Origin of the sequence: Nonomuraea sp. N2-4H (assembly GCF_045291505.1) — a bacterium.
Lineage (GTDB): Bacteria > Actinomycetota > Actinomycetes > Streptosporangiales > Streptosporangiaceae > Nonomuraea > Nonomuraea fastidiosa.
Map to the genome: position 1 here is coordinate 7085195 of NZ_CP147987.1, position 26420 is coordinate 7111614.

A 26420-nucleotide genomic window follows, 5' to 3' on the forward strand; every position below is an offset into this window, starting at 1 on the left:
CGTGAAGGGTCTTGGCGAGCTTGAACGCAGCATCATGGACATCCTCTGGGCGGAGAGCAAGGCGCTGACCGCCCGCGAGGTCGGCAAGCTGATTGCCGATCGCGACCTCGCACCCACGACGGTCATGACCGTTCTCGACCGCCTCACCCGCAAGGGCTTCCTCCAGCGCACCCGCGACGGGCGGGCGTGGAGATATCAGCCGGCCGAAAGCCGTGACGCATACATCGCCGAGCTTATGCTGGAGGCGTTGGACATGACGGGCGACCGATCGGCCGCCCTGACCCGCTTCGCCCAGGCCGTGTCGGGCCCGGAGGCGGAGATCCTGCGCAAAGCCCTTGAGGAGCTGGAGGAAGAGTGATCACGGCAGTGGTGCTGGCGGCGCTCGCCACGGCGTGCGCGGTCGGCTCCTGGCGTTTCACCACGGCTCGATGGACCTCCCGGGCCCCCAGGCTGGCCATCATCGTCTGGCAGTCACTCGGCCTCGCCTGGGGGCTCGCCACCACGGGCGCCATGCTCGCCTTCGCGGTCCAGCCCTATGGCACCGGCGTCATCCCGGGGCTCGCCGCGTTCGCGCGGGGCGAGACCCCTCCGCAGGCGTGGGACCCGCTCCACGTGCTCGCGCTGATCGCCGGGCTCACCGCGCTCGCGGTGCTGGTCGCGGTGCTGATCACCGCGGGCGTGCAGGCGCTGCGGGCCCGCCGCAGGCACCGCATGCTGCTCGCGCTGACCTCGCACGACGACCCGGGCGTGCCGGGCGTGCGGGTGCTCGCCCATCCCAGCGCCGCCGCCTACTGCGTGCCGGGCCTGCGCTCGCAGGTCGTGGTGAGCGAGGGCGCGCTCAAGCTGCTGTCGGAGGACGAGCTGGCCGCCGTGCTCGCTCACGAGGCGGCCCACGTACGCGAGCGCCACGACCTCGTGCTGCTGCCGTTCGCCGCGCTGCGCAGGGCGCTGCCCTGGTCGAAGGTCGTCGCCGACGCGCAGGCCCAGGTCGAGCTGCTGGTCGAGATGGCCGCCGACGACCGGGCGCGCCGCTACTGCTCGCCGCGCCGGCTGGCGACGGCGTTGCTGCGCTTCGGCACGGCGGGCGCGATGCCGACGCCGCAGGGCATGCTCGGCGTCCACGCGAGCCATGTCATGGCCAGGGTGGATCGCCTGGTCAAGCCGCTTCCTGAGCTGGCGGCACACGTACGGTACGGGTACATCGCGCTGTCTGTGACGTTGGTCACCAGCGCCCCGCTTCTCTGGTTCCTGCAGCTCTGACGCTTGCAGGTGTTAACCGCCGTGTTTGCAATTGCAAGCACGGCGAGGCAGACTGTGGGTATGGCACTACCCAAAGTCGGCTCGATCGGTGAATACATCCGCGAGCAGCGGCAGCAGGCGAAGATCTCGCTGCGCCAGCTCGCCGCGGCGGCCGGGGTCTCCAACCCCTACCTGAGCCAGATCGAGCGCGGCCTGCGCAAGCCGAGCGCGGAGATCCTCAACCAGATCGCCAAAGGTCTGCGGATCTCCTCGCAGGCGCTCTACGTGCAGGCGGGCCTCATCGAGGACCGTGAGCCGCCCAGCGACGTGCTCACCGCGATCAGGGCCGACCCGCATCTCACCGAACGCCAGCGTCAGGTGCTGATCGACATCTACGAGTCGTTCCGCAAGGAGCAGCCGGCCGGGGACGAGCAGACCTCCCAGAATGCCCGTCCCCAGCGCGACTCCCGGTCGGACGACGAGCCGCTGCCCGAGGAGTATCGCGCCGCTCTTGAGCCCTATGCGGCGCCCTCGCGCGACGACAACGTCACCCAGGAAACCAAGGAAGGTTAACCCATGACGCTCGCCACCGAAGTCAAGAAGCTCACCGAGTCCAAGCCGTTCTACGCCGTCGCCGGCGTCGGCGACTACGCCGTGGAGAAGCTGCGCGAGCTGCCCGAGCACCTGCAGAAGCTCCAGTCCCGCCGCTTCGAGCTGGCCAAGGAGCTGCCGGTCAAGGCCCGCGAGTACGCCGACAAGGCCGAGGGCATCGCCAGGGAGCTGCCCGGAAAGGCCCGCACGTACGCCGACCAGCTCACCCACAAGGCGAGCGAGGTCTACGAGGAGTTCGCCACCCGTGGCCGCCGCGTGGTCAGCAAGACCACCGGTGAGGCCGCGCTGGAGCTGGAAGAGGTGTCCGTGGCCGCCGAGCCGCCGGTCGCCGAGCCGGTCAAGCCGGCCAGGAAGCCGCGTTCTTCGAGCACGGCGGGCACGACGGGCAAGGCGAAGGCCTGACCCGCTGTTCCCGGCCCGTCTCCCTTCGGAGACGGGCCACTTTCCGCTTACGGGGGTGCCCGCGTGCGCAGGGCGCCTATTAGGCTGAAGCCGTTTGCATCGAGGCGTTGGGCGGAGACGACTACATGAACATGATCTACGGGGTCTTCAACCTCCTCTTCCTGGTGCTGGCCATTGCCATCTTCTGCATGTCGGCCTACGCGCTCGTGCACGCCATGAGGGTGCCCGCCAACGCCTTCATCGCGGCGGGCAAGCTGCAGAAGAACCTGTGGCTGCTGATCCTCGCCCTGGCCGCGCTGTTCTCCGCCGGCAGCGCGCTGAGCTACTTCCAGGCCTTCATGGCCGTCGGCAGCGCCGCGTTCATCGGCATCGGGCTCGGCATCTTCTCGATCGCCGCGGTCATCGCGGCGACCGTCTACATCGTCGATGTGAAGCCTGCCGTCAAGGGCATGGGCGGCCGGGGCAACAGCGGCCCCTACGGCCCCTGGTAAAGGCCCTGATCCTGGCGGCGGGCCTTGAGCTCGCCGGCCAGCCAGGCGGCGAGCCGCTCGTGCCCGGCGCGCGTCGGGTGGATGCCGTCGGGCAGCACCGCTTCGGGCGGCCATGTCATGTGCAGGGGGTCGAGGAAGGGCACCTTCTGGGCGGCGGCGGCCTGGGCGAGCGCGTCGCGCACGCCGTACGCCTTGCGCGGCGGGTCCTCCATCCAGATGGGCCCCACCATGACCGTCTCGGTGCCGGGCCAGTGGGCGCGGACTTTGGTGAGCAGCGCGGCGGCGGCGCCGCGCACCTCGTCGGGGCTCCAGCGGCGGTCGTTGTGTCCGCCGGAGATGACGAGCAGGTCGGGGGCGGGCCGCCAGGACAGCTCCAGCTCGTACGAGCGCTCGAACGTCCGCCCCGCCCGCCCGGCGTTGCAGAACCCGGTGCCGCCGGCCCTCGCGATGATCGGCTGCCAGCCCATCAGCCTGCCGGTGTGCGCGGCGTAGGTCTCCCAGCGCGGCACCGGCCCGGAGCCCACGGTGAAGCTGTCGCCCACGAACATCAGCACGGGCGCGGACTGCCCGGCCCCGCGCGCCGGACCGGCACCGCAGGCCGGCAGGGCGAGCAGCGCGAGCACCGCGGCGTATCGCGTAAGCCTCCGCATGACCACCCCAGGGGACTAGGCTGCCGATATGAGCACCGATCTCCACGGACGTACGCAACGACTGGAGTTGTCCGACCAGAATCTGCGTGACTTCGAGGCCGTCGTCCTGGACGCCACACCCGAGGGCATCGTGCTGAGCAGGTCGGCATTCTATCCAGGTGGGGGCGGCCAGCCGGCGGATCACGGCGTTCTGATCTGGCAGGGTGTCGAGACGCGCATCGTGGGAGCTCGCAAAGGCGACGATCTCTACCTGATTCCGGCAGAGGGCGATCCGATCCCGCCGGTCGGCACGGTCGTCAAGGGCGCGGTGGCCGACGAGCGGCGCTCGGCCCTCATGCGTACGCACTCCGGGCTCCACGTGTTGTGCGGCGTGGTGTTCAGGGACTACGGCTGCCTGGTCACCGGCGGCAACATGGAGCCGCTCACCGCGCGCATGGACTTCAACCTGCCGGAGGTGCCGCCCGGCTTCAAGGAGACCGTCGAGGCGGCCTGCAACGCCGAGATCGCCGCCGACCGGCGCATCGACGTGCGGGTGCTGCCCCGGGCGGAGGCGTTCGCCATCCCCGACATCGTCCGCACCGCCACCAACCTCGTGCCGGAGAGCGTGCAGGACGTGCGCATCGTCGACATCGTGGGCCTCGACACGCAGGCCGACGGCGGCACCCACGTGGCCTCCACCAAGCAGATCGGCCGCATCGAGGTGACCAAGGTCGAGAGCAAGGGGAAGGGCTTCCGCCGCCTGCGCATCCGCATCGCCGACTAGCCGATCACCGCGAGCCGATCACTGTGGCCAGGCCGTCCAGCAACGGCTGGAGGCCGAACTCGAAGAGCCGGTCGAGGTCGAGGTCGAAGTCGTCGCCGAGCTCACGGATGAGCGTGCCGAAGGCCGGATGGTCGCCCGACTCGGCGAACCCGCGCAGGATCGGCTGCTGGGCGTCCATCCACTCGTCTGCGCTCATGCCGGTGCTGGCGCGGGCCCGGCGTTCGCGCTCCAGGTTGACCGCGATGCCCTGCACGTAGCTGAAGAGCAGGGTGTGCACGTACATCTTGGTCACCGGGTCGAGGCCGGTGCCTTCCAGGGCGCGCATGGCCCATTCGGTGTGCTCCAGCAGGGACGGCGAGGGCATCGGCCGGGTCAGCGAGGTCGTGTGGGCCAGCCAGGGGTGCGCGCGGTAGGCGGCCCACTGCGTCCTCGCGGAGATCTCCAGCCCGGCGCGCCAGCTCTCCGGCCGCCCGCCGGGCAGCGGGAAGTCCTCGATCACCGCCCCGACCATGAGCATGACCAGCTCGTCCTTGCCGCCCACGTGACGGTAGAGGGACATGGTGGCCACGCCGAGCCGGGTGGCCAGGCCCCGCATGGTCAGCTCATCAAGACCCTCCTCGTCGGCGATCTCGACGGCCGCGCGCACGATGCGCTCGCGGGTCAGGTCGTCATCCGACAACGCGCGCGGCACCTTGCGGGTGCGGCTCTCCGCCACGACCGTGCCCACCCGGGGCTCGGCGACCACGACGCCCTCCCTGGCCAGCAGCGTGAGCGCCTTCGCGGCGGTGGCCAGCGCGACGTTCCAGTCTCTGGCGAGCTGCCTGGTCGAGGGCACCCGCTCACCGGGTCGGAGCCTGCCGTCGGCGATGCGCCGCTTGATGTCGGCGGCGATGCGGGCGTGCGGCGGGACGCTCTCGCCTGAGCCTGTCGCCATCTAACCTCCTGTACTAGTACAGATCTTCCCCACTATAGCTTGCTACCTGCTGTATGTACTTCGTACATTCAGTTCTGCGTACAACGTCAACAGCAAGGAGCGTGACGGTGAAGATTCTGGTTTCCGGCTCGGGCGTGGCGGGTGCGGTGCTCGCGCACTTCCTGGGGCGCGCGGGCGCCGACGTGACGGTCGTCGAGCGGGCCCCGGGCCTGCGCACGGGCGGGCAGCCCATCGACATCAGGGGCGCGGCGCTCACCGTGGCGGAGAGCATGGGCGTGCTGGAGGAGGTCAGAGCGCTGCGTACGACGCCGCGCGGCATGTCCATGGTGGACCGCGACGGCAACGAGCTGATGCGCGACACCGAGGCGACGATCAGCGGCGGCCGGATCGACGGCCCCGACATCGAGATCATGCGCGGCGACCTGGTCTCCGTGCTCGCCACCGCGAGCCCGGCCCGCCGGGTCTACGGCGACTCGATCGCCACCCTGACAGAGGACGGCGAAGTGACCTTCGAAGGCGGCGGGCGCGACCGCTACGACTACGTCATCGGCGCCGACGGCCTGCACTCGCGGGTGCGCGCGCTGGCCTTCGGCCCCGAGCCGCGCTACATCCACCACCTCGGCCAGTACATCTCCGTCTTCACCACCGATAACTTCCTCGGCCTCGACCACTGGCAGACCTGGTTCAACGAGGGCGACGCGGGCGGCGTCGCCTTCAGCGACCGCGACCGCGCCAAGATGATCGTCAACCTGGGCTTCGAGAGCGCGCCCATCGCCTACGACCACCGCGACGTCGAGCAGCAGAAGCGGCTGATCGAAGAGCGCTGCGGACGGCTGTGGGAGGCCCCCAGGCTGATCGAGGCGATGTGGAAGGCCGACGACTTCTCCTTCGGCCCCATCGCCCAGGTCAGGATGGACCGCTGGAGCACGGGCCGGGTGGCGCTGGTCGGCGACGCCGGCTACTGCGCCTCGCCGCTGTCCGGGCAGGGCACCAGCCTGGCCATGGTGGGGGCGTACGTGCTGGCCGAGGAGCTGCTGGCGGGACCCGAGGGCGCGGGCGAGCGTTACGAGCGGCGCATGCGGCCGTTCGTGGCGGCGAACCAGGCGCTCGCCACGGAGAACCCGGGCGGACCCGCCCCGATGGAGAGCGTGCAGCGGGCGGCGAACGCGATCTCGCTCGGCTGAGCCGTTCCCGTCGCGATCCGGTCATGCGGAGGTAGATTCATGGCGTGACCGAGCTCGTGCGGTGGGAACTCGAAGACGGCGGCTCCGTACTGATCGAGACCGGCTCCGACGAAGAGCCGGGAGGAGGGTGGGAGTCCGCCGGCATCGGCGCAGGCACCATCCGCCAGGCCAAGCTGCGGCTGGAGGAATCGCTCTCCGACGTGCGGGACGCCGCGGCGGCGGCGCTGAGGACGTTCCGCGAGCTGCCGATCGGGCCCGACGAGGTCGAGCTGGAGTTCGGGGTGAAGCTCCAGGGCGAGGTCGGGGCGGTGGTCGCCAAGGGCAAGGCGGAGGGCCAGCTCGTCGTCAGGCTCCGCTGGCAGGCCCCCGGCAGGAACGACGGGGCGGCCTCCGACCGGAGCGACCGGCAGGCCCCCGGCCGTACCGACCAGAGCGGCTGAGCGTGAAAGGGGCGTGGCGCGCCCGCGTCCACGGGCCGGACCGCACCCTGGGCGCCGGATTCCTGGTCGCACCCGACCTGGTGCTCACCTGCGCCCACGTGGTGCTCGAAGAGACCGCACCGTTGGTGTCCTTCCCCCAGGCGGGCAGGGGCGACCTGCTCGGGCTGCGGGCGACCGTCCACATGATGGGCCCCTGGCGGGCTCAGGACGACCTCGGCGACGTCGCCGTGCTGAGGCTCGAACGCGCCGTGGACATCGGCCCGGCCAAGCTGGTGACGCATGCGAGTCCGCAGGGCGGTTACGTGGCTCACGGCTTCCTGCGGCCGGGCGATCACACCGGCGCCCCGCTGGAACTCGTGCTCACCACCACCGACCTGTTCGGCGAGTGGCAGCACGTCCGCGCCGCCACCGCCCACGCCGAGATCCCCGACAAGGGCTTCAGCGGCGCGGCCGTCTACGACCACGAGACCGGCGACGTGATCGGCATGTTCACCGACAAGGCCACGTCCGCGACGAGGCTCACCGGCCGGATGCTGCCCGTCTCGTCCATCCGCCGCCACTGGGAGGAGCTGGACGACGTCCTCGACCTGCCCTGGCTGTCGCAGGACGAGCGGCGCGAGCTGCGCCGGATCGTGGCGGCGGCCGGGGCCGGCACGGACCTGCGCGAGCTGGTGCAACGGGTCTTCCCCGGCAGCGGCGCCCACCCCGACTTCCGCTCGGTGTGGGACGCGATCCGGCACGTCGCCGAAGAGCTGCCCGGGGAGGACCGGCTGCGCCGGTTCCTGTACGAGCTGGTCAAGACGCTCACCCCGGAGCCCGCCAGGAACGACCTTCGCCGGTGGATCCGCGAACACCTCGACACGGCCGACATCCTGCGTGCCCAGAGCGAGCTGGCCGAGCGTCTGGAGGCCCTGGGCAAGTTCGACGAGGCCAGGGAGCGGTGCGAGGAGGTGCTGCGCCGCTACAAGGGCTCGGAGACCGCGTACGGCGCCGAGTACCTGCTGCTCCTGCACCGCTTCGCGATGGTCCTGGCCCGCCTCGGCGACTACCCGCAGGCCCTGGAACTGACGCGGCGCACCATGGAGTACTTCCGCGAGCACGGCGACGAGCGCGTGCTGCTGCGCGTCGCCACCGACCGGGCCCGCGTCCTGCACGACGCGGGCGAGCTGCGGGCCGCGCAGTCCCTCATGGACGAGGCGCTGGAACGCTGGACGGCGGCGGCCGACCCGCTCGACGTGCTGGCCGCCCGCACCGTACGCCTGTCGGCGCGCAACAAGCTCGGCCACTTCCTGGAGACGAGGAAAGAGGCCGCGAAGATCGTCGAGGACTACCGGGCACTCGGCCACGAGCTGCACCCGGGGTGCCTCGACGCCATGATGGTGCAGGCCACGGCGCTGATCATCCTCGACTACCCGTCACGCGAGGTGCCGCAGAACGAGGCCAAGGCCATCGAGCTCATGGAGCACGTCCACCGGGTCCGCGAGGCCGAGCTCGGCCGCGACAACCCGCACACGCTCGCGGCGGCGGCGATGTACGGCCGCACCCTGATCAGGGCCAAGCGCGAAAGCGCGGGCCTTGCGATCCTGAAGGAGACGGCGGCCCGGCTGGAGCGGCGGCTGGGCGCCGAGCATCCCGTCCTGCTCGAAGCCCGCCACTGGTACGCCCAGGGCCTGCTCGCCGACAACCAGTTCAAAAGGGCCGCCACGGTCTTCTCCGACGTGCTCGAAGGCCGTCGCCGCATCCTCGGCGACGACCACATCGACACCCTGGTCACCCAGTGCCGGCTGGCGGCCTCGACAGCGCTGCAGGGCCGCATGGCGATGTTCCGCGCGATACCGCTCGCCTACCAGGCGCTCACCACGGCGCTCAAAGGCGGCTACCGGCACCGGCTCGACCTGGTCGGCGACGGCCTGTCCTCGCTGCTCCTCACCACCGTCTTCGCGCCGATCCTGCAGCTTTTCAGCATCGTGGAGCCCCGCGCGCACCCGCCGACGTGGCCGGAGGACAACTGACGGTGACAAACTAAGACGAACCGATACGATGTCCCGCCATGACGGGTTTCAGACTCACGATGGCCGCCCTTACGGCCACCGCTCTGACGTTGACCACCGCCCCGGCCGCCGCGGCGGCTCAGGCAGGGATCACGGATGAGGTGACGCTGACCCTAGGCAAGAACGGCACCCTGCACGTGGTCGAGAAGATCGGCGGGGCGTCGGGAGAGCTCAAGCGCACGTTCATCACCAGGACGCGCTACGACGACACCAGCGACCGCCTCTACCAGATCTCGAACGTCAAGGGCGGCACCCTGTCGGGCGACGTGCTCACCGTGACGGGCGAGACCGTCGAGTACGACGTCAAGGGCGCGGTGACGCCGACGGGCGGCATCGAGGAGCTGCGCTGGTTCGCGGTCGGCGGCTGGAATCAGCCGGTCACCAAGGCCACCGTGCACGTCAAGGGCCCAGGCCAGGTGCAGAACCTGTCGTGCTTCGCCGGTGCGCTGACCTCGGCCATCGGCTGCACCTCCGCCTCGATGGACCACGAGGCCATCCAGGCCGACTTCGAGCAGGAGAACCTCGCCCCCGGCGAGGCGCTGACCGTCGTCGTCGGCTACCCCAAGGGCGCCACCGGCGCCCAGCCCATCCTGGACCGGCGGTTCTCGCTGTCGGCCGCCTTCACGCTCAACGCCGTCACCGGCGGCGCCCTGGCCGCCCTGCTGGTGCTGCTGCTCGGCGGCGTGGCGCTGCTCTACTGGACGCGCGGGCGCGATGCCAGGGCCGCGGGCCACGAGGGCGCGGTCAACCCCGTGCAGAACGGCCAGTTCACCCCGCCCGAAGGGGTGCGGCCCGGCCAGATCGGCACGCTGGTGGACGAGCAGGCCGACGTCATCGACGTCACCGCCACCATCGTGGACCTCGCCGTCCGCGGCTATTTGCGCATCGACGAGCAGCCGCGGCAGACGTACGACGCGCCGGACTGGATGCTCGTCAAGCTGCACCACGCGCCGGTCGACGCGCTCCTGCCGTACGAGCGGGCGCTCTATGACGCCATCTTCGAGGGCCGCGACGCGGTGCTGCTGTCGCAGCTTTCCGGCACGTTCGCGAGCCATCTGGGCAAGGTGCGCGACGCGCTCTACGCCGACGTGGTCAAGCAGGGCTGGTTCGCCCGCAGGCCCGACACCGAGCGCACCCGCTGGACCACGATCGGCGTGGTGCTCATCGTCGTCGGGCTGCTGGCCACCGCCGCGCTGGCCTGGTTCACCACGTACGGGCTGCTCGGCCTGGCCGTCATCATCGCGGGCGGCGCGCTGGCGGTCGGCGGGCAGTACATGCCGGCCAAGACCGCCAAGGGCTCGGCCGCGCTCGCGCAGACCATGCGCTTCCGCGAGTACCTGTTCTCCGGTGAGCTGGGCAATGTGCCCGAGCAGCACCGGGTGGAGCTGTTCTCCCGCTACCTGCCGTACGCCGTGATCTTCGACGGGGTCGAGCACTGGTCGCGGGTGGTGGCCTCCGTCACCGGGAACGGGCAGCAGGCGGACAACCTGTACTGGTATCACGGGCCGGCGGAGTGGGACCTGTCGAAGTTCGCCGGGTCGATGCGTACGTTCACCACGACGACGTCGGGCGCCATCTCCGCCACCCGCCAGTTCCGCAGCCTCTAGCGCACCCTCAGCTCGCCGACGGGACGGCCGCCGCCCAGCACGGCGGGCGCGCCCAGCTCGGCCAGCTCGGGCGCGTCCAGGCCCACCGAGCGCAGCGCGGCCACGGTGACCGGGGTGCGGGCGCGCCCGTACCCGTCCTCCACCTTGATCGCGCCGGCCCGGCCGTCCTCGAACGCGAACGCCTCGAACGCCTCCGCCCCGGCCTTCACCATCAGGCCGGGCAGGGCACGCATGAGCTTGGCCTCGGGCCGGTCGGTGCCCGAGGTCCACTCCGGGTAGGTGCGCATGGCGTCGAAGATCTTGCGCTCGTACGAGTCGGGCGACGACAGCGGGAACGCGCGGAACGCCTTGACCACCCCGAGCATCGAGACGAAGAACAGCGGCGCCCCGCACCCGTCCACACCCGACGCGGCGACCCGCTCGCCGGTCAGCTCCTCCACGGTCTCCCTGATCGCGCGCTGCAGCGGGTGCGCGGGCTCCCGGTACGTCTCCAGCGGCCAGTCGTTGACGGCGCAGGTGGCCAGCATGGCCGCGTGCTTGCCCGAGCAGTTCATGTAGACCCGCCCGCGCTCGGTCACCGCCCGGTCGAACGGGTAGTCCTCAGGGCACTGCAGCGCCGACTCGTCGAGCCCCGCGTCCGACAGGATCTTCCTGACGCCCTCCACGTGGAAGGGCTCGCCCGAGTGGGAGGCGCAGGCCAGCGCCAGCAGTTCGTCCTCCAGGCGCAGCCCGGCACGCAGCATGCCGAGCGCCTGAAGCGGCTTCATCGACGACCGTGGCGAGGCCGGCACGTGCACCGCACCTCTGGTCTCGACCGGGCGCGCCTGGGCGTCCACGGTCAGCACGCGGGCCAGATGCGTGGACTCCACGAACCCGGACCGGACGACTTCCACAATCATCGACATGTTCACAACCCCTTTCGACACGAGTGTATGGAGGGGTTTGTCCTGGTCCAGAATGGGTGCCCATGCGAGCAGTCGTACAGAGAGTCAGGTCGGCCTCGGTCGAGGTCGAGGGGCGCACGGTCGGAGCCATCACGGAGCCCGGCCTGCTGGTGCTGGTCGGGGTCACGCACACCGACACGCGGGCCGAGGCCGCCAAGCTCGCCGCCAAGCTGTGGGGGCTGCGCATCCTGCACGGCGAGAAGTCCTGCTCCGACGTGTCGGCGCCGCTGCTGGTGATCAGCCAGTTCACGCTGTACGGCGACGCCCGCAAGGGCCGCAGGCCCACCTGGCAGGCCGCGGCCCCCGGCCCGGTCGCCGAGCCGCTGGTCGACGCCGTGGTGGAGGAGCTGCGGGCGCTGGGCGCCCACGTGGAGACGGGCAAGTTCGGGGCCGACATGCAGGTGTCCCTGGTCAATGACGGCCCCATCACGGTCATCCTGGAGATGTGACCCCTTCATGGGGCGTTGAGGTCTAGCGGATGCGGCGGCGCAGCGCCGGGTCGATGCTGACGTTGCGCCCTGCGTCCGGCGGCACCACGACCTCCTGGGCGGCGGCCACCCCGCCGGCCAGGAGCTGCGCGTCGACCGGCACCGTACGCTTGATCACCGCCAGCGCGATCGGCCCCAGCTCGTGGTGGCGGGCCGACGAGCCCACCACACCGACCTCCTGGCTCTCGAAGATCACCGGAGCGCCGTGCGGCGGCAGCGTGTCGACGCTGCCGTCGAGGTGGAGGAAGACCAGGCGGCGCGGCGGATGCCCGAGGTTGTGCACCCGCGCCACCGTCTCCTGGCCGCGGTAGCAGCCCTTGCTGAGGTGGACGGCCGTGCCGATCCAGCCCACCTCGTGGGGGATCGTCTTGTGGTCGGTCTCGAAGCCGAGCCGCGGCCGGTGCGCCTCGATCCGCAGCGCCTCGTACGCCCACAGACCGGCCAGCGGCCGCCCCATGTGCTCACCCAGCTCGGACCTGGGCACCAGGAAGTCCTCATTCGCCGTGGAGAGCACCGCGAGGTCGTCGGCCCGCGACACCTCCACCCGCAGCATGAACCGCATGCGGTCGAGGTAGTCGATCAGGCTCTGCGCGGTGCCGGGCTCGACGTGGGCGAGCACGCTCTCGCCGTCGTCCACCAGCGTCAAGTGGTGCTGCACGCGGCCCTGCAGGTCGAGGTCGAGCGTCTGCGTCCACTCGCCGGGCTGCAGCGTGTCGAGCTTTTGCGAGGTCAGGTCGTTGAGCCATTTCAGCCGGTCGGCGCCGGAGATGCGGACCACCTCGCGGTTGCTGCGGTCGACGATCGCCTCCCTCTTGGCCAGCGCGCGCTGCTCGGCGAACAGGTCGCCGTAGTGGGCGGCTACGTCGGAGTCCGGCGCGTCCGCCGGGACCGCGCCGGGGAGATCGAGCAGAGGGCTACGCATGCCTTCCAGGCTATCCGCACCTGAGATCGTGCCGTCGCCGCCCCGGCCGGGTCGTCCATGCGGCGGCCCGGATCAGTGGAAGCCGCTGCGCCGGCCCCGTCGGCGAGGGCCGACGCGCCGGCTTGGTCAGCGGCAGTCGCGGCAGCGGCCGAACACCGTCAGGTGGCGGACGTCGGCCACGAATCCCATCTCCTTGTCGAGCCCCTCCACCAGCCCGTCGGCCAGCTCAGGACGTACCTCGAACACCTGCTCACACCCCCGGCACACCAGGTGGACGTGGTCCGCCTCGGCCGCGAGGTGGTAGGTGGGCGCGCCATGGCCGAGATGGGTGTGGGTCACCAGGCCGAGCTCTTCGAGCAGCTCCAGCGTGCGGTAGACGGTCGAGATGTTCACGCCGCGCGCGGTCTCGCGCACCTTGACGCAGATCTCCTCCGGTGTGGCGTGCTCCAGCGCCTTGATGGCCTCGAGGACGAGCTGACGCTGCGGGGTGACCCGGTAGCCCTTGGCACGGAGTTCTTCGTGCCACTGCGTCTCCGTCATGACCCGAGTCTATGCCGCGACGATATTCGCTTGCCCCTTTCGCGCAGGACCGCATAGCTTCTGGGGTACGCGGAAAGGAGGTGGTCCGAATAATGAGTAGTCATAATCGGGCTAGCGAGGTGGTTGTCCGCTGACATCGCGGACTGTTGTCTCGTGACGTCAGCGAATACGAGGCAATCACCGGGGCCCCTGGCAGCCGGAGGGCGGGACGTCGTTCCCGTCCGTAGCCCAGCCGGCCCGCCTGCACGGCAGGCGGATAGTTGCCCGGGGCCCTTTTTCATGCCCGCACCGGCTGAGAGACGGCTCAGTGCTCGCCGCGGGCGCGAACGCCGAGCTTGGCTGAAAGACGGCTCAGTGCTCGCCGCGGGCGGGGAGGCCGAGCTTGGCGCACGCCTCGCGGTAGAGACGTACGACGGCCTTGCGCACCTGGGCGCGCTCGGTCAGCGTCTCCCCCCACGGCACCCGCACCCGCTCCCCGCCGTCGATCGTGAACGTGATCGCCTCGGCGTCCACGTCGGTCGTGACGGCGCTGGCGGCCTCGGGCCTGCCGCCCAGCGCGCGTACGATGAGCAGGCCGTCCTCGGCGTGGTCGTCGTTCATGTGGCGTTTGATCGCCTCGACCGCGTCGGGGGTGAACGGCGAGCTCATCTCAGGCGACCTTCTTCAGCTCGGCCGACATGTGGTCGCTGAGCGGCTGGCCCATGGCCGCCATCTCGTACGCCCACATGAGGTTGCCGTTGACCAGGCCGTAGAGACGGTGGCCCGCCGTGTACTCCTTGGCGGACACCGTACGGGCGACCACGTCGGTGCGCAGCTCGATCTTGTGGAAGACGACCTCGCCGATGTAGATCTCGACGATGCCCGTCGGATGGGAGAGCACCACCTCGATCTGCCGGTCGGGCTGGGGCCGCCAGTAGCCCGACTCCGTGGCCAGCGGCTTGACGCGGTTGCCGGCGTCGTCGAGCAGCCAGGTGCGGCTCACGTAGGTCAGGAACGGCTTGCCGTTGTGGCCGAACTCGATCTCCTGGCCGAAGTTGAAGCTCTCGATCGTGGGGTAGCCGCCGACGCCCGCGCCTTCCCACCGCCCCAGCAGGAACGCGATCGGCTCCAGGTCGGGGTGCACCTCAGGTTCTTCCATGGTTTCCAAGACTAGTGGCGGTGGAGGACCGGGGCGTTAGGGTGGCGAGCATGGCACGATCACTGGTGATCAAGGTGACCGCCGGGGCCGACGCCCCCGAGCGCTGCAACCAGGCGTTCACGGTCGCGACGGCGGCGCTCGCGAGCGGCGTGGACGTCTCGCTCTGGCTGACCGGCGAGTCGGCGTGGTTCGCGCTGCCCGGCCGGGCCAAGGAGTTCAGCCTGCCGCACGCCGCGCCGCTCACCGACCTGCTCGACGCCCTCCTCGCGGGCGGGCGGGTGACGCTCTGCACGCAGTGCGCCGCCCGCAGGAACATCACGGCCGACGACGTCATCGACGGCATCCGCATCGCGGGCGCGCCGGCGTTCGTCGAGGAAGTGACCGCGGAGGGCGTGCAGGCGCTCGTCTACTGAGCCGTCTCACGGGGCCGTCTCACTGGGCCGTCTCACTGGGCCGTCTCACCGGGCCGTCTCACTGGGCCGTCTCACTGGGCCGTCTCACTGGGCGCCCGACGGCAGCGGCTGGCCGGTCTCCAGCAGGGTCTTGAGACTGGAGACGATCTCCGGCCAGCCCTGGCCGACGCCTTCCCTGATCGTGCTGCCCGGCTCGAACCCGCCGTGCACGACGGTCAGCTTGACCATCTCGCCGGCCTCCTCGATCTCGAACGTCACCGTCGAGCGCGGCTCCTTGGCCATCTCCTCCCGCCCCTCGGGGGTCAGCCCGACGATCTCGGCGAACTCCGGCGTGATCGTGTGCCAGGTGTACGCCAGCCGCCGGTACGGCTCCGACGCCACCACGACCTGCTCGGGGTCGGCCATCCTGACGCCCTCGTACGTCCAGGTGACCGCCGAGCCCACCTGCCAGTCCGACTCCAGCTCCACCCCCCAGTAGCGCCGGGTCCATGCGGGGTCGGTGAGCGCCTGCCAGAGGCGTTCCGGGGTGGTGCGGATGTAGGTGGTGTAGACGACGTCCTGCTCCATGGGACGTACCTCCAAGGCCGTCTTGAGGTCCGCCAGGGCGGCTGCCCGGTGGCGGTCGTAGCGGTTGATCCAGCGGTCGGCGATGGCGTTGATCGGTACGGCGTTGAGGAAGTGCAGCTTCTCCCGCCCCCGCCGCACCGTGGTGACCAGGTTGGCCTCCTCCAGCACGGCGAGATGCTTGCTGACCGACTGCCTGGCCATGTCGAGCCCCGCGCACAGCTCGCGCAGCGTCTGCCCGTCACGGGCGTTGAGGCTGTCGAGCAACCTGCGGCGGCTGGGGTCGGCCAGCGCTCTGAAGACGTCGTCCATTTTTCGCCATCCTGACATGCAGCCGTCCGGCTGCCTTTCGCACGATATGCAGCCGTGCGGCTGCATGTCAACGATGGGCACCCGAGGGCACGGCCTGGAAGGGGAGCTGCCCTGTAAGGCGGGGCAAGGGCCCGGGCGGACGCACCTCGCGGCCCGCACGGAAGCGCCCGATGCCGCCTCAGGCGACCGGCCGGCGCCTCCTGGGCGGCACCTGCTTGGCAGCGCCCGGCGCCGCCTCGGCGGACGTACTGGAGCGCGCGGTGCCGTCGCGAGCCGCCCGGCCGGGAGCGGCGGCCAGGGCGCGAGCCGTACGTCAGCGCTGCTGTTCGAGGACCGTGGTGAGGCGCTCCTGGCGGAGGGCTTCGTAGCGGGAGTCGTCGAGCGGGGGCAGGTCCCCTACCCGCCACGACAGCAGCAGGTCGGCCAGCGCGGGGTTGCGGGCCAGGGCGGGGCCGTGCAGGTACGTGCCGACGACGTGGCCGGCGTAGCAGCCTTCGAAGCCGTCGCCGTTGCCCACGCCCACGACCGTCTTCGACAGCGGCTTGACGCCGGGGCCCAGGTGGGTGACGCCCATGTGGTTCTCGAAGCCGGTCAGCGTGGGGATGTTGAGCGCGGCGTCGACCTCGGCGACCAGCTCGCCCACGGCGCGGGCGGGGCCGCGCGAGCTGGTGATGTCGAGCAGGCCGATGCCCTCGACCGGCTGCCCTTCCTCGCCGCCGAACGTGCTGCCCATGATCTGGTAGCCGGCGCAGACCGCGAGCACCGACGCTCCGCGCGCGACCGCGCGGTGCAGGCCGCCGTCCTTGCGCAGGCGCCCGGCGGCCAGGATCTGCGGGCGGTCCTCGCCGCCGCCGATGAGGTAAATGTCGCCGGTCTCGGGCACCGGGTCGGCCGAGCGTACGTGGATCGTCTCGGTCTCGATGCCGCGCCGCCGCGCCCGCGCTTCGAGGACCAGGACGTTGCCCTGATCGCCGTACGTGCTCAGCAGGTCGGGATAGATCCAGACGATGCGAAGGGCGCTGTCAGACGGCACGGCCGAACTCCGATCGGATGTGCTGGAAGGCGGTGTAGTTGGCGATCACATCGACCCGGCCGGGCGGCTGCATCGCCAGGGCCTCGTTGAACGTGTCGCACAGCGTGAACGCCACCTCGGCGACGTCGAGCCGCAGCGCCAGGTCGAGACGGCGCTCGCCGGTGACGAACACCGGACGCCCGCGCAGGATGCGGTAGTCGACGTCCCACAGCCACGAGGTGTCGCGGCCGTCGGGGCCCTGGGCATTGACCGACAGGATGACCGGAAGCTGCGGGTCGGCGACGTCGAACGCCTCGAGCCAGCCGGCGGGTTCTTCGCCAGCAGCAGGCGGGCGTGGCGGCCGTCGCGCTCGACGGTGGTGTAGCGGCCGGCCACCGAGGTGACCTCGCGCAGGCGGGGCAGCGCCCGGTCGACCGTCACCCCGAACGCCTCGGCCACGGCCAGCGCCATCACCGCGTTGGAGCGGTTGGCCTGGCCGGGAAGCTGGATGTCGAGCAGCCACCGCTGCCCCCGCGGGTCGATCGCGGAGTCGCCGTCGACCGCCCACTGCGGCTCGGGGCGGTGGAAGGTGCACTCGCGGCAGGCCCAGTCGGCGTCTTTGCGGTCGAGCGGGCCGCCGCACTCGGGGCAGCACCAGGAGTCCTCTTTCCACCGCTGGCCGCCGGCCACCCAGGTGACCTTGGCGGCGGTGGAGGCGGCCCAGGTGACGAGCGGGTCGTCGCAGTTGGCGATGACGTGGGTGGGCCTGCCGGACAGCGCCTTGCGCCACTTCTGGGCGAGCAGCCAGATCTCGGCCGCGCGGTCCATCTGGTCGCGGCTGAGGTTCATCAGGCAGACGACGCCCGCGCCCGTCGTGTCGAGCACCTGCGGCAGGTATTTCTCGTCCACCTCCAGCACGCCGTAGGGTGCGCGCTTGTGCTGGGCGAGCGCCGAGACGTGGCCGGCCTGCATGTTGGCGCCGAAGGCGTTGGTGGCGACCTCGCCGAGCTCGAGGAGGGCCGAGGTGATCAGCCGGGTCGTGGTGGTCTTGCCGTTCGTCGCACTGACCAGAGCCAGCTTGCGGTCACGGGCCAGCTGGCGCAGCAGGTCCGGTTCGAGCAGCAGACCGATTCGCCCGCCGATCACCGATCCGTCACCGCGCCCGGTCATCCTGGACAGCGTGGCGGCGCTGCGTCCCAGGGCGCTGGCGAGCTGGGCCCGCAAAGGAAGCTGGGTCATGAGCATGGATCCTAGTCGGGGTTGCCGCCTGCTTCGGAGGAGCACGCGGAAACGCCGTCCGGTTTGCTACCCGGTGCGAACCTTCACGTGGGCCGATCCCTGATGTGCCACGAGCGAACGCCCAGCCGCCACGTCCCGGCGCTCCGGCCGGGCCGCCCGCATCGCCCAGGCCGCCCTTACGTGGCCGGGGTGCTGTAGACGGGCGCGGCGTTCACGGGCGCCGCCGCCGGCTCGGCGAACGCGATCTCCGGCGCTCCACCCTGCTCGAACGGCAGCACGAACCGGCGCGGCCACGACAGCACGCCCTCCAGCCAGCCCGCCCCCATCGTCTGCCCCACGTGCCGGATCCTGGCCGCCGCCTCGACCCCGATGGCCACGGTGAGGATGTCGCGCTGCACGCTCTCGCTCTCGTCGTCGCCGAGTATGACCCGCCAGGCCAGCTCCCTGTTGTGCTCCACCTCCATGGACAGCGGGTGGTGGCGCAGCGCCTTGGCGCGGTGGCCGAGCAGCTCGGTGTGCCCCAGGTCGCCGGTGGTGCCCGGGGACTGGCGGAACAGGGCGTACTCCATGGGCGGGGCGGGGCTGCGCGGGTTCGGGGCGGGGTGACCGTACGGGAAGAGTCTTTCCACCTCGTGCAGCCAGCGCACCTGCGGGATCACCCACGACGCCCCCGGACGCTCGCCACCGCTGTCGAGGCCGGCGAGCAGGCGGGTGGCGGTCTCCGCGGCCTTCTCGGTCAGCAGCGACGGGTCGAACCACGTGCGCAGCGACCAGGCGCGCCGCTGCACGCAGCGCTCGATGAGGGTGGCGAGCAGGCACTCCCTGCGCCGGGCCGGCAGCTCGTTCCACGCGGCCGACAGCGCGCGCGGGACGCCGGGCAGCGGACGGTTGGTGACGAAGGCGAGCACGACCGTGTCGCACCAGATGCGCAGCCAGGCCCACTCCTGCGCCCCTGCGAGCACGTCGGCCTCGCGCAGCTCGACCAGCGTGCACGCCTGCCCGGTACGGCACTGCGCCCCGCACGCGGCCGACCTGCGCCCCCTGATGGGCGGCGGCGGCCCGGGCAGCACCTTCTCCCGCGACTCCCCCAGCGGCACGCGGACCCGCAGCGGCCGGTCCATGCCGTCGGCGAACACCGCCGCCGCGCCCGGCTGGAGCGAGACCACGTGGCGGGACTGCTCGTCGCTGAGGTTCATGGCGGCGCCGACGAGCCTCCTGTCGTCCTCAGCGGGCAGCCGGTGCACGACCTTCAGCGCGGTGTTCTTGACCACGTCGGTGACGAGCTTGGTGGGGATCTGCTCGGCCACCACGATGCCCTCGCCGTACGCCCTGATCTCGGCGAGCAGCCCGGCCAGCAGCTCGACGGCGTGGGTGGAGGCCCGGCCGTGTCCGCGGTCGCGCAGCAGCCGGTGCGCCTCCTCGATGACGATGACGTGCCGCAGCCCGGTCGAGCGCTCGCGACGGGCGCGCATGCGCAGGTGCTCGACGATGCGGATGATCAGCGTGCCCATGAGGAACGCCTTGTCCTCGTCGTTGGCGACGTCCTCGATGGCCAGCACGACGTTGCGTTCGAGCAGGCCGCCGATGTCGGCGGGGTGCCCGCCCTCGAAGAAGCGCCCGGCCGAGCCGACGCGCAGCGAGCGCAGCCGCAGCGAGATGAAGCCCTCGACGTCGGCCTGCACCTCGCGGCCGTAGCCGATCTCCTTGATGACGTCCATGGCGTGCTGCTGGAGCTGTTCGAGCGTGGGCACGCTGGGCGGGACGTCGGAGCCGGGCACGGCGCCGCCGGTGACGACGTCCCAGCCGGTGGCCTCGTAGACGCGCTGCAGGGCCAGCGACATGATCTGCGGGAACGGCTCCTCGGCGTCGAACGCCGCCATGAACAGCGCCCTGACCATGTCGATATGGGCCTGGACGGGGTAGCCGGGCTCGGGTTCGAGCGGGTTGACGCTGAACGGCACGCCGTCGGGGGCCGACGGGTTGATCACGGTGACCGGCTCGGTGACGCGGCCGGCCATGGCGGCGTACTCGGACTTGGCCGGCTCGATCGCGAGCCACGGGATGCGGGCCCTGCTGAGCTGCTCCAGCATGTGCCGCACGGTCTGCGACTTGCCCGAGCCGGTCGCGCCGGTGACGAACGCGTGCCTGTTGAGCGTGGCCAGCGGCACGCGGAACGAGCCGACGCCGCGGTCCTGGCCGTCGAGTATCTCGCCGAGCAGCAGCTCGCCGCCCTCGCCCGCGGCGTTCCCCGCGCCGTCGGACTCGGACGTCACGTCGAAGAAGCCCGAGTCGAGCACCCGTACGCCGGGCACCTCGCGGCGGGGCAGCCCGGCCAGCGCGGCGAGCGCCCCCGCCGTGGCGGCGAAGGGCGCGGCGGCGCCGTCGGCGGGGTCCTGCATGGTGATGGCCAGCGCCTCGGTCAGCGCGTACGCGGCCCCGTGCGAGCTGCGCAGCCGGTACGGGTGATGGCTCATCTCGACCGACCCGACGAGCACGGGGGCGATCTGCCGCAGCTCCTCGGCGGTGGCGCCGCCGGCCAGCACGCGCACGTTCCACAGACCGGCCTCGCGGAAGGCGTCCAGCTCCTGCATGCGGCGCTCGGCCCGCTCGGCGTCGAAGCGGGAACGCTCGGAGGCGTCGCCGTACTGCCGCAGCACATTGAGCTGAGTACGCAGGTGCGCCACCTCGGCGTCGAGCAGGTCGGTCGGCTCAGCCACCACCAGCCAGCCGAACGGCCGCGACATGAGCGTCACCAGCGTCGACTCGAAGAGCGTCGGCCGCTTGAGCTCGTCGGGGTCGAACTCGCGCCCCTTGCTGCCCAGCGGCGGCGCCTGACGTCCCGGGCACGGCGTCCACACCAGGTCGGCCAGGTCGGCCAGATACTCCTCATCCAGCCGCACACCACGCGCTCCCCCGGGAACAGCAGCGGCTGAGGGCCGCTCGGATGGTCGGGCAGGTCGGTGGACCTGCGCGGCTGGCGCGGCGGCGACAACGGCCCGGCATTGGTGATCAGTTCAAGAGGCGCTCCCGATCCGCGCGACAACCAGCCGATCACGAACGGCCGATCGCGCTGCGCCGCCGACAACACCGCGGGAAGCACGGTGACGAAATCCCATTCCGCCGACGAGCTTCGCGAGGGTGCTGCGATCGACTGAATTCGATACCAGGGCCCGCTCAACGAGACGCTCGGCTGCATTTCAATCCCCCACAGACGGTTCTTTGTTAAATTCCGCCAACCGTCAGCTCGTCACCTTGACATTGACCATGTCATTGCCTGCCCTTGCGCCAGTCCAGGCGCGGCGGTGGCGGCCCGAGGTTCGGCGGCGGCTCGCCGTCTGCGCCGCCCGCTCTGGGGTCGAGCGCCAGCACCGCGTCCTTGACCTCCTCGAACTCGCCGAGCGTCGTCTTGGGGAAGGTGAGGATGGCCGGGTTCGCGTCCGCCAGGCGGACCCGACGCCCCTGCGCGGTGGCGTCCGTGACGATCACGGACGTGGTGGGAAGCTGCTGGAGCTGGTGCGGCTCGACGAGGAACTCGCGCGAGCGCTGCAGCACCCGTTCCTTTTCGGAGATCTTGTCGGCGGTGCGCCCCCATTCCGTGGACTCGGTGATGTCGCCCTTCAGGTCGGGCGAGTGCTCGTCGTGGGCTTGCGCGCCGTCCTCGACCTGCGCGATCGTCGAGGTGTAGCCGCCGTCCAGGCCCGGCAGCGACTCGCTGATCGTCTCGGTGAGCTGGGCCAGCTCAAGGCGGTGCTCGGTGCCGACGTGCTCGCTCGCCACCCTGGCGTCCTCGGCGTTGCCGAGCCGCATGAACGCCACCGCCGCGTGCCCTCGGCCGAGCCGCTCCCTGACCGTGGGGGTGAGCGACCGGTAGGTGAGGACGAGTCCCGTACGCGAGGTCTCGCAGGCGTCCATCAGCCGGTCGAGCACGTCGCCCCTCAGCTTCTCCGCGCCTGCCACGATGATCGTGTGGTACCAGGGCCGGTCGGATGCGGGCGACTGCCGCAGGATGTGGGTCAGGGCGGTGGCCACGTACGTGCCGAGCACCCGGTTGCCGAACACGCCCGCCTGCCGGTCCATGCTCACCACCCGCAGCCTGGCGGGCGGCAGCCGCACGGCCTCCGTGCCCAGCGACTCCAGCTTGCGCAGCTGCGACTCCAGCGCCCAGGCCCGCTCGATCACCACCCGGTCGCTGACCCCGCGGCCGAACAGCGTGCCGATGCGTTCGAGCTGGGTGGCGGTGATCAGGCCGAACCGCAGGTCGTCGCGCGGGTCGCCCACCTGCGCCAGGGCCCGCAGCGCCGCGGTCACCTGCCTGATCGTGGCGTTCTCGCCGAGCACCTCCAGCACCCGCTCCAGGATCGCGTTGTCGAAGCTGAGGTCCCGGGTGGTGCGGTGCTCCTCGCTGACGCTCACCACGTGCGCCAGCACGTCGGCGAACGCCTCGGGCTTGAGCGTGGCGCCCAGGTCCAGCCTGGGCAGATCGACCGGCAGCACCCACACCAGCGGGTCGTCGCCGCCCTTGCGCGCCAGCTCGATCAGGTCCTTGGCGATCGCGCCCTCCGACAGGTCGAGCACGGTCAGATGGCCGCCACTGTAGAGCCGGGTCGCCCCGATCAGCGTGATCAGCGCCGACCAGCCGGGTAAGGTGCCGCCCGCCACGTCGATGCGGTCGATCTCGTCGGGCACCGACACCGCGTACCAGGTGAGCTGCTTGTCGTGGCGCTCCTTCGACTCCTGCCACTCGCGGTAGCGCTGCGCGTGCTCCTCCTGCGCGCGGAACAGCTCCTTGTCACGTTCCTGCCGTCGCCGCTCGTCGCGGGCCTGCTGCTCCATCACCCGGTACCTGACCGCGCGGTCGCCCTGGAACAGCGCGTAGCTGCAGATGCCCGCCACGCCGCCGGCCGCGATCAGCCCCAGCACCGCGAACGACCAGGCGAGGTAGCCGGTCAGCGCGGCGCCCACGATCAGCACCGACAGCACCAGCATGGCCATGCGGACGTGGCGTACCGGCCGGTTGAGCATGTCCTCGAGCTGGCGCTCCCGGCGCAGCAGATCGGACGTGGCGGGATCGGGCTGCTCCTGCGCGGACGGCTCCTCGACCGGCGAGGGACGCTTGGGCGGCGGTCCCGGGTCGGGATGGAGCAGGATGTACTGCCAGCCCAGGTAGATGCGGTCCGCCTGGAGCTGGGCATGCTCGGGATGCACGTCCGCCACGTGACCCTCCGGCCGCCGATATGTCATTAGGTGTAGGGCTCAGCCCATTCCCGCTCCGTGACAGCGTATGAGCTAGAACCACCGTAGCGGCAGGGTTCTCGGCAATTTGACCAGTCCGATGGGAGCATTGCGGCAGATGGGACAAGCGATAGCTATTACCATCCTTACCCATGACGGAACCCTCCGGCGACCGCAGTAACAAGCCGAGACGCCCGGTAGTGGTGCCCGCAATCGCCCTGACGGCCCTCACCGTCATCGGCATCACCGCCCTGCTCGGCGGCCTCAACGAGGCTCCCGACGAGGTCGAGCCGCTCGGCCAGGGCGCCGTGCTCGACCAGGGGCTGTACGACACCAAGTTCGTCGAGTCGCGCGTACGGGTCGAGCGCGCCCAGAACGACTTCGACGAGGACAAGCGCTTCCTCGAAGTCGTCTTCGACGTCACCAACAAGGGCGACGAGACGCTGCCCGTCGGCCTGCCGCCTGAAAAGCTCGAACACGCCTTCACCTCGACCACCTTCGCCGGGTCCCTGGTCAAGATCACGCCCGCGTTCGACAGGGACTCGGGGCCGTTCGCGTTCGCCCTCAGCAAGGGCGACGAGACCCGGCAGCTCCACCCCGGCGTGCCCAGCCAGGTCATCCTCCGCTACCGGCTCAAGGACGGCCAGCAGCCGCCTGACAAGGTCACCCTCGACGTGGCCTCCTTCGAACTGACCGAAGGCTTCAACAACGCCGAACTCGAATGGGGCATGGTCGCCGAAGAGGCGGGCGAGCGATCGTACCTGCCCGTCATCAAGGCTCGTGTCACCCTGCCGGTGAAGAAGGGCGGCACGTCATGACCGTCACCGAACAACGCTCCGAGATCGCCCCCGCCCGCCGGCCGCGCCGGGGCAACCGCCGCAGAAGCGCCGGGACCGGCGTCACCGGCGTCATCGCCGGGCTCGCCATGCTCGCCGCCGCCGTTCTGCTGCAGACCAAGGCGCTCGGCGAAGGGGCGATGAGCGACCCGCTCAGTTACACCGGGACCAAAGGCGAGGCCGTCGACGCCCGCCGGTTCACCGTACGTCTCGACTCCTTCACCACGGCCAAGAAGATCCAGACCTCCGACACCGAGACCATCGAGACCGGCAACCTCTTCCTCATCGTCAGGGCGTCGGCCAAGTCCAGCATGAAGCCGTACCACCTGGGGCAGCCCGTCCTGCTGACCGACGACGGCAAGCGCTTCGCCGCCACCGACCGGGTGGACAGCCAGCAGACCCTGGCCAACAAATGGGTACAGCCCGACATCTGGGTCGGCGGCCTGTCCTTTTTCGAGATCCCGCCCAGCGCGCTGCCCGGGGCGCGGGTGGTGTTCAAGCTGCCGCCGCAGGCGGGGCCGCAGGAGCCGTACCGGCCTGAGGTCGAGATCGATCTCGGCCTGGACGAGGCGGGGGCGCGCAAGCTCGCCGACTCGCCGCAGGACGTCTACTCGATCGTTAAGAAGTGATCTCAGGATGAGCACGAACGAGCGTGACTGGTTCTCGCCACGCGTCAACCCGACACCTGGTCCTGAGACCGAGCCTGAGCCCGGCTCCGGTGCCCGGGGCGGCGCCGGGGCCGGTACCGAGTTCGGCCCCGGCGTGAATGCCAGGGCCGGTACCGAGTTCGGCGCCAGCCTGAATGCCAGGGCCAGGACCGAGTTCGGCGTCGATGCCGATGCCGATGCCGAGATCGAGGCGCCGCCGCAGTCCGCCCACGAGCAAGTGCCCGGCAAGGGTCTCCCGCCGGGGCCCGGGATGCGCGGCGGCCTGCCCGGCCGCCCGCCCGCTCACAGCGCCACCTCCGAGTACGACTGGTCCCCGTCCGAACACGACTGGACCCCCACGGACGCTCCGCCTCCCACGCCGGGCCTCGGCCGCGTCCCGGGATCGGGCATGACGTCGCCCACCGGCCGCACCTCGGGACCAGGCACACCCTCGACCCCTGGCCGACCCTCGGGACCGAACGCGGCCTCGGCCCCGGGGCGGACCTCAGGACCGAACGCGGCCTCGGCCCCGGGCGGGCGGACCTCGGACCACGGCCGGGCCTCGGACTATGGCCGGGCTTCAGACCACGGCCGGGGCTCTGACCACGGCCGTCCTTCCGACGACTTCGGCCACCGCTTCGGCGGCCCCGCCCCGCAGAGCGGCGCGGCACACCCCGGCGTCCCGACAGGGTTGGGCGCCCCCGCGGAGGCAAGCCACCACACGGACGCGAGCCACCGCACGGACGCGAGCCACCGCACGGACGCGAGCCACCGCACGGACACAGACCACCGCACAGAAGCGAGCCGCCACACAGAAGCGGGCCACCGCATGGAGGCGGGCTGGGCTGGCGAGCAGCCGGGCGAGGAGACGCCGCACGCCTGGCCGGCCGTCTCAGGCGGGCACTCTGAGCAGGGCTCCTCGCCTCTGCCTCGGCGCCGCCACGCGGCCCCGGCCCCGGCCCCGGACGCCGCACCTTACGGCTCGTCCGACACCTACCGCCCAAGCCTCGGCCGCACCACCGACCCCACCCAGCAGCGTGGTTGGGACGCAGGCTCCCAGCCGGGCCGAGACGCCGACCCGCAGCAGGGCTGGGGTGCCGGTCGCGAACCCGGTCCGCCTCCGGCCTGGGGCAGGGCCCACGAGCCTGCCGGCGACACCTACGACTACCCGCGCAGCCCTGAGCAAGGCAACAGCGGCCCACACGCCGCCGGTGGCCACAGCTACACCCCTGAGCGCGACCGCAGCGGCCCGCAAACTACCGGTGGCCACAGCTACGCCCCCGAGCGCGAGCACAACGGCCCGCAAGCTACGGGCGGCCACAGCTACACCCCCGAGCAAAGCCACAGCGGCCCACGCACCGCCGGTGGCCACAGCTACGCGCCCGAGCGCGACCGCAGCGGCCCGCAGGTTGCCGGTGGCCCTGGCTACGCCCCCGAGCAAGGGCACAGCGGCCCGCACAGCGTCATGAGCCGCTACGGCTCTGAGGGCGGCCACAGCGGCCCTCACGCCACCACCGGCGATCATGCCTTCGGACCTGAGCACGGTCCGGGGCAAGCCGGCGACCCACGGTTCGGGGATGGGACGGCACGCAGGCAGGCTCCGGAGGGGTGGTCCGGAGCCGGGCACGGGCAGGCGCAGGCTGACAGGCGCGGGCAGGCGCAGGCTGAGGGGTCCCCGCTCGGGGCCGGAGCCGGCGGGCAGGCACTCGGACGAGCCCGCTCACAGCGGTGAGCAGGGGCACAGCCGGGTGCTGGGCGCC

At 71.3% G+C, this 26420-nt stretch carries 26 protein-coding genes and 1 pseudogene; 15 read left to right on the plus strand and 12 right to left on the minus strand.

The genetic code is table 11. The features are described from left to right. The first annotated feature begins 1 nt into the window (after window position 1). The 5 genes from WBK31_RS32480 (at window position 2) to WBK31_RS32500 (ending at window position 2744) form a co-directional block, all read left to right on the plus strand. Window positions 2–358, plus strand: coding sequence for a BlaI/MecI/CopY family transcriptional regulator (locus WBK31_RS32480; protein ID WP_364063048.1), 357 nt, complete (start codon window positions 2–4; stop codon window positions 356–358). Further along, window positions 355–1260, plus strand: coding sequence for a M56 family metallopeptidase (locus WBK31_RS32485; RefSeq protein WP_378786064.1), 906 nt, complete (start codon window positions 355–357; stop codon window positions 1258–1260). Before WBK31_RS32480 ends, WBK31_RS32485 begins: the two co-directional genes overlap by 4 nt. A 60-nt stretch (window positions 1261–1320) precedes the next feature. Next, entirely contained in the window at window positions 1321–1812 is a 492-nt protein-coding gene (locus WBK31_RS32490) for a helix-turn-helix transcriptional regulator (protein ID WP_364063042.1), read from the plus strand. 3 nt (window positions 1813–1815) lie between these two features. Beyond that, window positions 1816–2253, plus strand: coding sequence for a hypothetical protein (locus WBK31_RS32495; RefSeq protein WP_364063039.1), 438 nt, complete (start codon window positions 1816–1818; stop codon window positions 2251–2253). Window positions 2254–2378: 125 nt separating this feature from the next. Next, complete coding sequence (locus WBK31_RS32500) at window positions 2379–2744, plus strand: DUF2516 family protein (RefSeq protein WP_364063036.1); 366 nt, start codon at window positions 2379–2381, stop codon at window positions 2742–2744. Here the strand turns inward: WBK31_RS32500 and WBK31_RS32505 are convergent. After that, window positions 2729–3394, minus strand: a complete 666-nt coding sequence (locus WBK31_RS32505) for an SGNH/GDSL hydrolase family protein (protein WP_406673638.1) — start codon at window positions 3392–3394, stop codon at window positions 2729–2731. The genes WBK31_RS32500 and WBK31_RS32505 overlap by 16 nt on opposite strands. 28 nt (window positions 3395–3422) lie before the next feature. Between WBK31_RS32505 and WBK31_RS32510 the strand changes: the two genes are divergently transcribed. Beyond that, complete coding sequence (locus WBK31_RS32510; protein ID WP_364063030.1) at window positions 3423–4157, plus strand: alanyl-tRNA editing protein; 735 nt, start codon at window positions 3423–3425, stop codon at window positions 4155–4157. A gap of 4 nt (window positions 4158–4161) precedes the next feature. Here the strand turns inward: WBK31_RS32510 and WBK31_RS32515 are convergent, their stop codons facing one another. Further along, the gene (locus tag WBK31_RS32515; protein WP_378786062.1) at window positions 4162–5091 is read right to left on the minus strand and encodes a TetR/AcrR family transcriptional regulator C-terminal domain-containing protein; all 930 of its coding nucleotides are present in this window, start codon (window positions 5089–5091) and stop codon (window positions 4162–4164) included. 107 nt (window positions 5092–5198) lie between these two features. Here WBK31_RS32515 and WBK31_RS32520 point away from each other — a divergent pair, with 107 nt between their 5' ends. The 4 genes from WBK31_RS32520 to WBK31_RS32535 are packed head-to-tail and all read left to right on the plus strand — an operon-like array spanning window position 5199 to window position 10373. Continuing rightward, entirely contained in the window at window positions 5199–6275 is a 1077-nt protein-coding gene (locus WBK31_RS32520) for an FAD-dependent monooxygenase (protein ID WP_406673639.1), read from the plus strand. Window positions 6276–6319: 44 nt separating this feature from the next. After that, complete coding sequence (locus WBK31_RS32525) at window positions 6320–6715, plus strand: CU044_2847 family protein (protein ID WP_364063021.1); 396 nt, start codon at window positions 6320–6322, stop codon at window positions 6713–6715. Between the two features lie 2 nt (window positions 6716–6717). Continuing rightward, the gene (locus WBK31_RS32530) at window positions 6718–8727 is read left to right on the plus strand and encodes a tetratricopeptide repeat protein (RefSeq protein WP_406673640.1); all 2010 of its coding nucleotides are present in this window, start codon (window positions 6718–6720) and stop codon (window positions 8725–8727) included. A gap of 38 nt (window positions 8728–8765) precedes the next feature. Continuing rightward, window positions 8766–10373: a DUF2207 domain-containing protein gene (locus WBK31_RS32535; protein WP_378786059.1), complete on the plus strand. Its 1608-nt coding sequence runs from the start codon at window positions 8766–8768 to the stop codon at window positions 10371–10373. Here the strand turns inward: WBK31_RS32535 and WBK31_RS32540 are convergent. After that, on the minus strand, window positions 10370–11278 hold the full coding sequence (locus WBK31_RS32540) for an asparaginase (RefSeq protein ID WP_378786058.1): 909 nt from the start codon (window positions 11276–11278) through the stop codon (window positions 10370–10372). The two genes, WBK31_RS32535 and WBK31_RS32540, sit on opposite strands and share 4 nt — an antisense overlap. A gap of 62 nt (window positions 11279–11340) precedes the next feature. Here WBK31_RS32540 and dtd point away from each other — a divergent pair, with 62 nt between their 5' ends. Next, window positions 11341–11766, plus strand: a complete 426-nt coding sequence (dtd, locus tag WBK31_RS32545; protein WP_364063009.1) for a D-aminoacyl-tRNA deacylase — start codon at window positions 11341–11343, stop codon at window positions 11764–11766. Window positions 11767–11788: 22 nt separating this feature from the next. Here the strand turns inward: dtd and WBK31_RS32550 are convergent, their stop codons facing one another. From WBK31_RS32550 to WBK31_RS32565, 4 genes are all read right to left on the minus strand, one after another. After that, window positions 11789–12727 (minus strand): folate-binding protein, encoded by a 939-nt coding sequence (locus WBK31_RS32550; protein ID WP_364063006.1) that lies wholly within the window; start codon window positions 12725–12727, stop codon window positions 11789–11791. Between the two features lie 126 nt (window positions 12728–12853). Next, complete coding sequence (locus WBK31_RS32555; protein WP_364063003.1) at window positions 12854–13267, minus strand: Fur family transcriptional regulator; 414 nt, start codon at window positions 13265–13267, stop codon at window positions 12854–12856. 351 nt (window positions 13268–13618) lie between these two features. Beyond that, entirely contained in the window at window positions 13619–13915 is a 297-nt protein-coding gene (locus WBK31_RS32560) for a DUF2470 domain-containing protein (protein WP_364063000.1), read from the minus strand. Window position 13916: 1 nt separating this feature from the next. Next, window positions 13917–14405, minus strand: a complete 489-nt coding sequence (locus WBK31_RS32565; RefSeq protein ID WP_364062997.1) for an FABP family protein — start codon at window positions 14403–14405, stop codon at window positions 13917–13919. Between the two features lie 50 nt (window positions 14406–14455). On the opposite strand from WBK31_RS32565, the gene WBK31_RS32570 reads away from it, so the two are divergent. Then, window positions 14456–14818 carry a DsrE family protein gene (locus WBK31_RS32570; protein WP_364062994.1) on the plus strand — a complete coding sequence of 121 codons (363 nt, stop codon included), beginning with the start codon at window positions 14456–14458 and terminating at the stop codon, window positions 14816–14818. 84 nt (window positions 14819–14902) lie between these two features. Here WBK31_RS32570 and WBK31_RS32575 read toward each other — a convergent pair whose 3' ends face one another. The 4 genes and pseudogenes from WBK31_RS32575 to WBK31_RS32590 form a co-directional block, all read right to left on the minus strand. Beyond that, entirely contained in the window at window positions 14903–15694 is a 792-nt protein-coding gene (locus WBK31_RS32575; RefSeq protein ID WP_364062991.1) for a metalloregulator ArsR/SmtB family transcription factor, read from the minus strand. A gap of 313 nt (window positions 15695–16007) precedes the next feature. Next, window positions 16008–16727, minus strand: coding sequence for a glutamine amidotransferase (locus WBK31_RS32580; RefSeq protein WP_364062988.1), 720 nt, complete (start codon window positions 16725–16727; stop codon window positions 16008–16010). After that, window positions 16717–17945: pseudogene (locus WBK31_RS32585) on the minus strand (MurT ligase domain-containing protein). Before WBK31_RS32585 ends, WBK31_RS32580 begins: the two are co-directional and overlap by 11 nt. 176 nt (window positions 17946–18121) lie before the next feature. Next, the gene (locus WBK31_RS32590; RefSeq protein WP_364062982.1) at window positions 18122–20845 is read right to left on the minus strand and encodes an ATP-binding protein; all 2724 of its coding nucleotides are present in this window, start codon (window positions 20843–20845) and stop codon (window positions 18122–18124) included. Window positions 20846–20905: 60 nt separating this feature from the next. Between WBK31_RS32590 and WBK31_RS32595 the strand changes: the two genes are divergently transcribed. Then, window positions 20906–21100 carry a hypothetical protein gene (locus WBK31_RS32595; RefSeq protein ID WP_364062979.1) on the plus strand — a complete coding sequence of 65 codons (195 nt, stop codon included), beginning with the start codon at window positions 20906–20908 and terminating at the stop codon, window positions 21098–21100. Between the two features lie 112 nt (window positions 21101–21212). Here the strand turns inward: WBK31_RS32595 and WBK31_RS32600 are convergent, their stop codons facing one another. Beyond that, window positions 21213–23159 (minus strand): hypothetical protein, encoded by a 1947-nt coding sequence (locus WBK31_RS32600; protein WP_364062976.1) that lies wholly within the window; start codon window positions 23157–23159, stop codon window positions 21213–21215. 170 nt (window positions 23160–23329) lie between these two features. Between WBK31_RS32600 and WBK31_RS32605 the strand changes: the two genes are divergently transcribed. Both WBK31_RS32605 and WBK31_RS32610 read left to right on the plus strand, forming a co-directional pair. After that, on the plus strand, window positions 23330–23995 hold the full coding sequence (locus WBK31_RS32605) for a hypothetical protein (RefSeq protein WP_364062973.1): 666 nt from the start codon (window positions 23330–23332) through the stop codon (window positions 23993–23995). Beyond that, window positions 23992–24642, plus strand: a complete 651-nt coding sequence (locus tag WBK31_RS32610; protein ID WP_364062970.1) for a hypothetical protein — start codon at window positions 23992–23994, stop codon at window positions 24640–24642. Before WBK31_RS32605 ends, WBK31_RS32610 begins: the two co-directional genes overlap by 4 nt. The last annotated feature ends 1778 nt before the right edge of the window (window positions 24643–26420 follow it).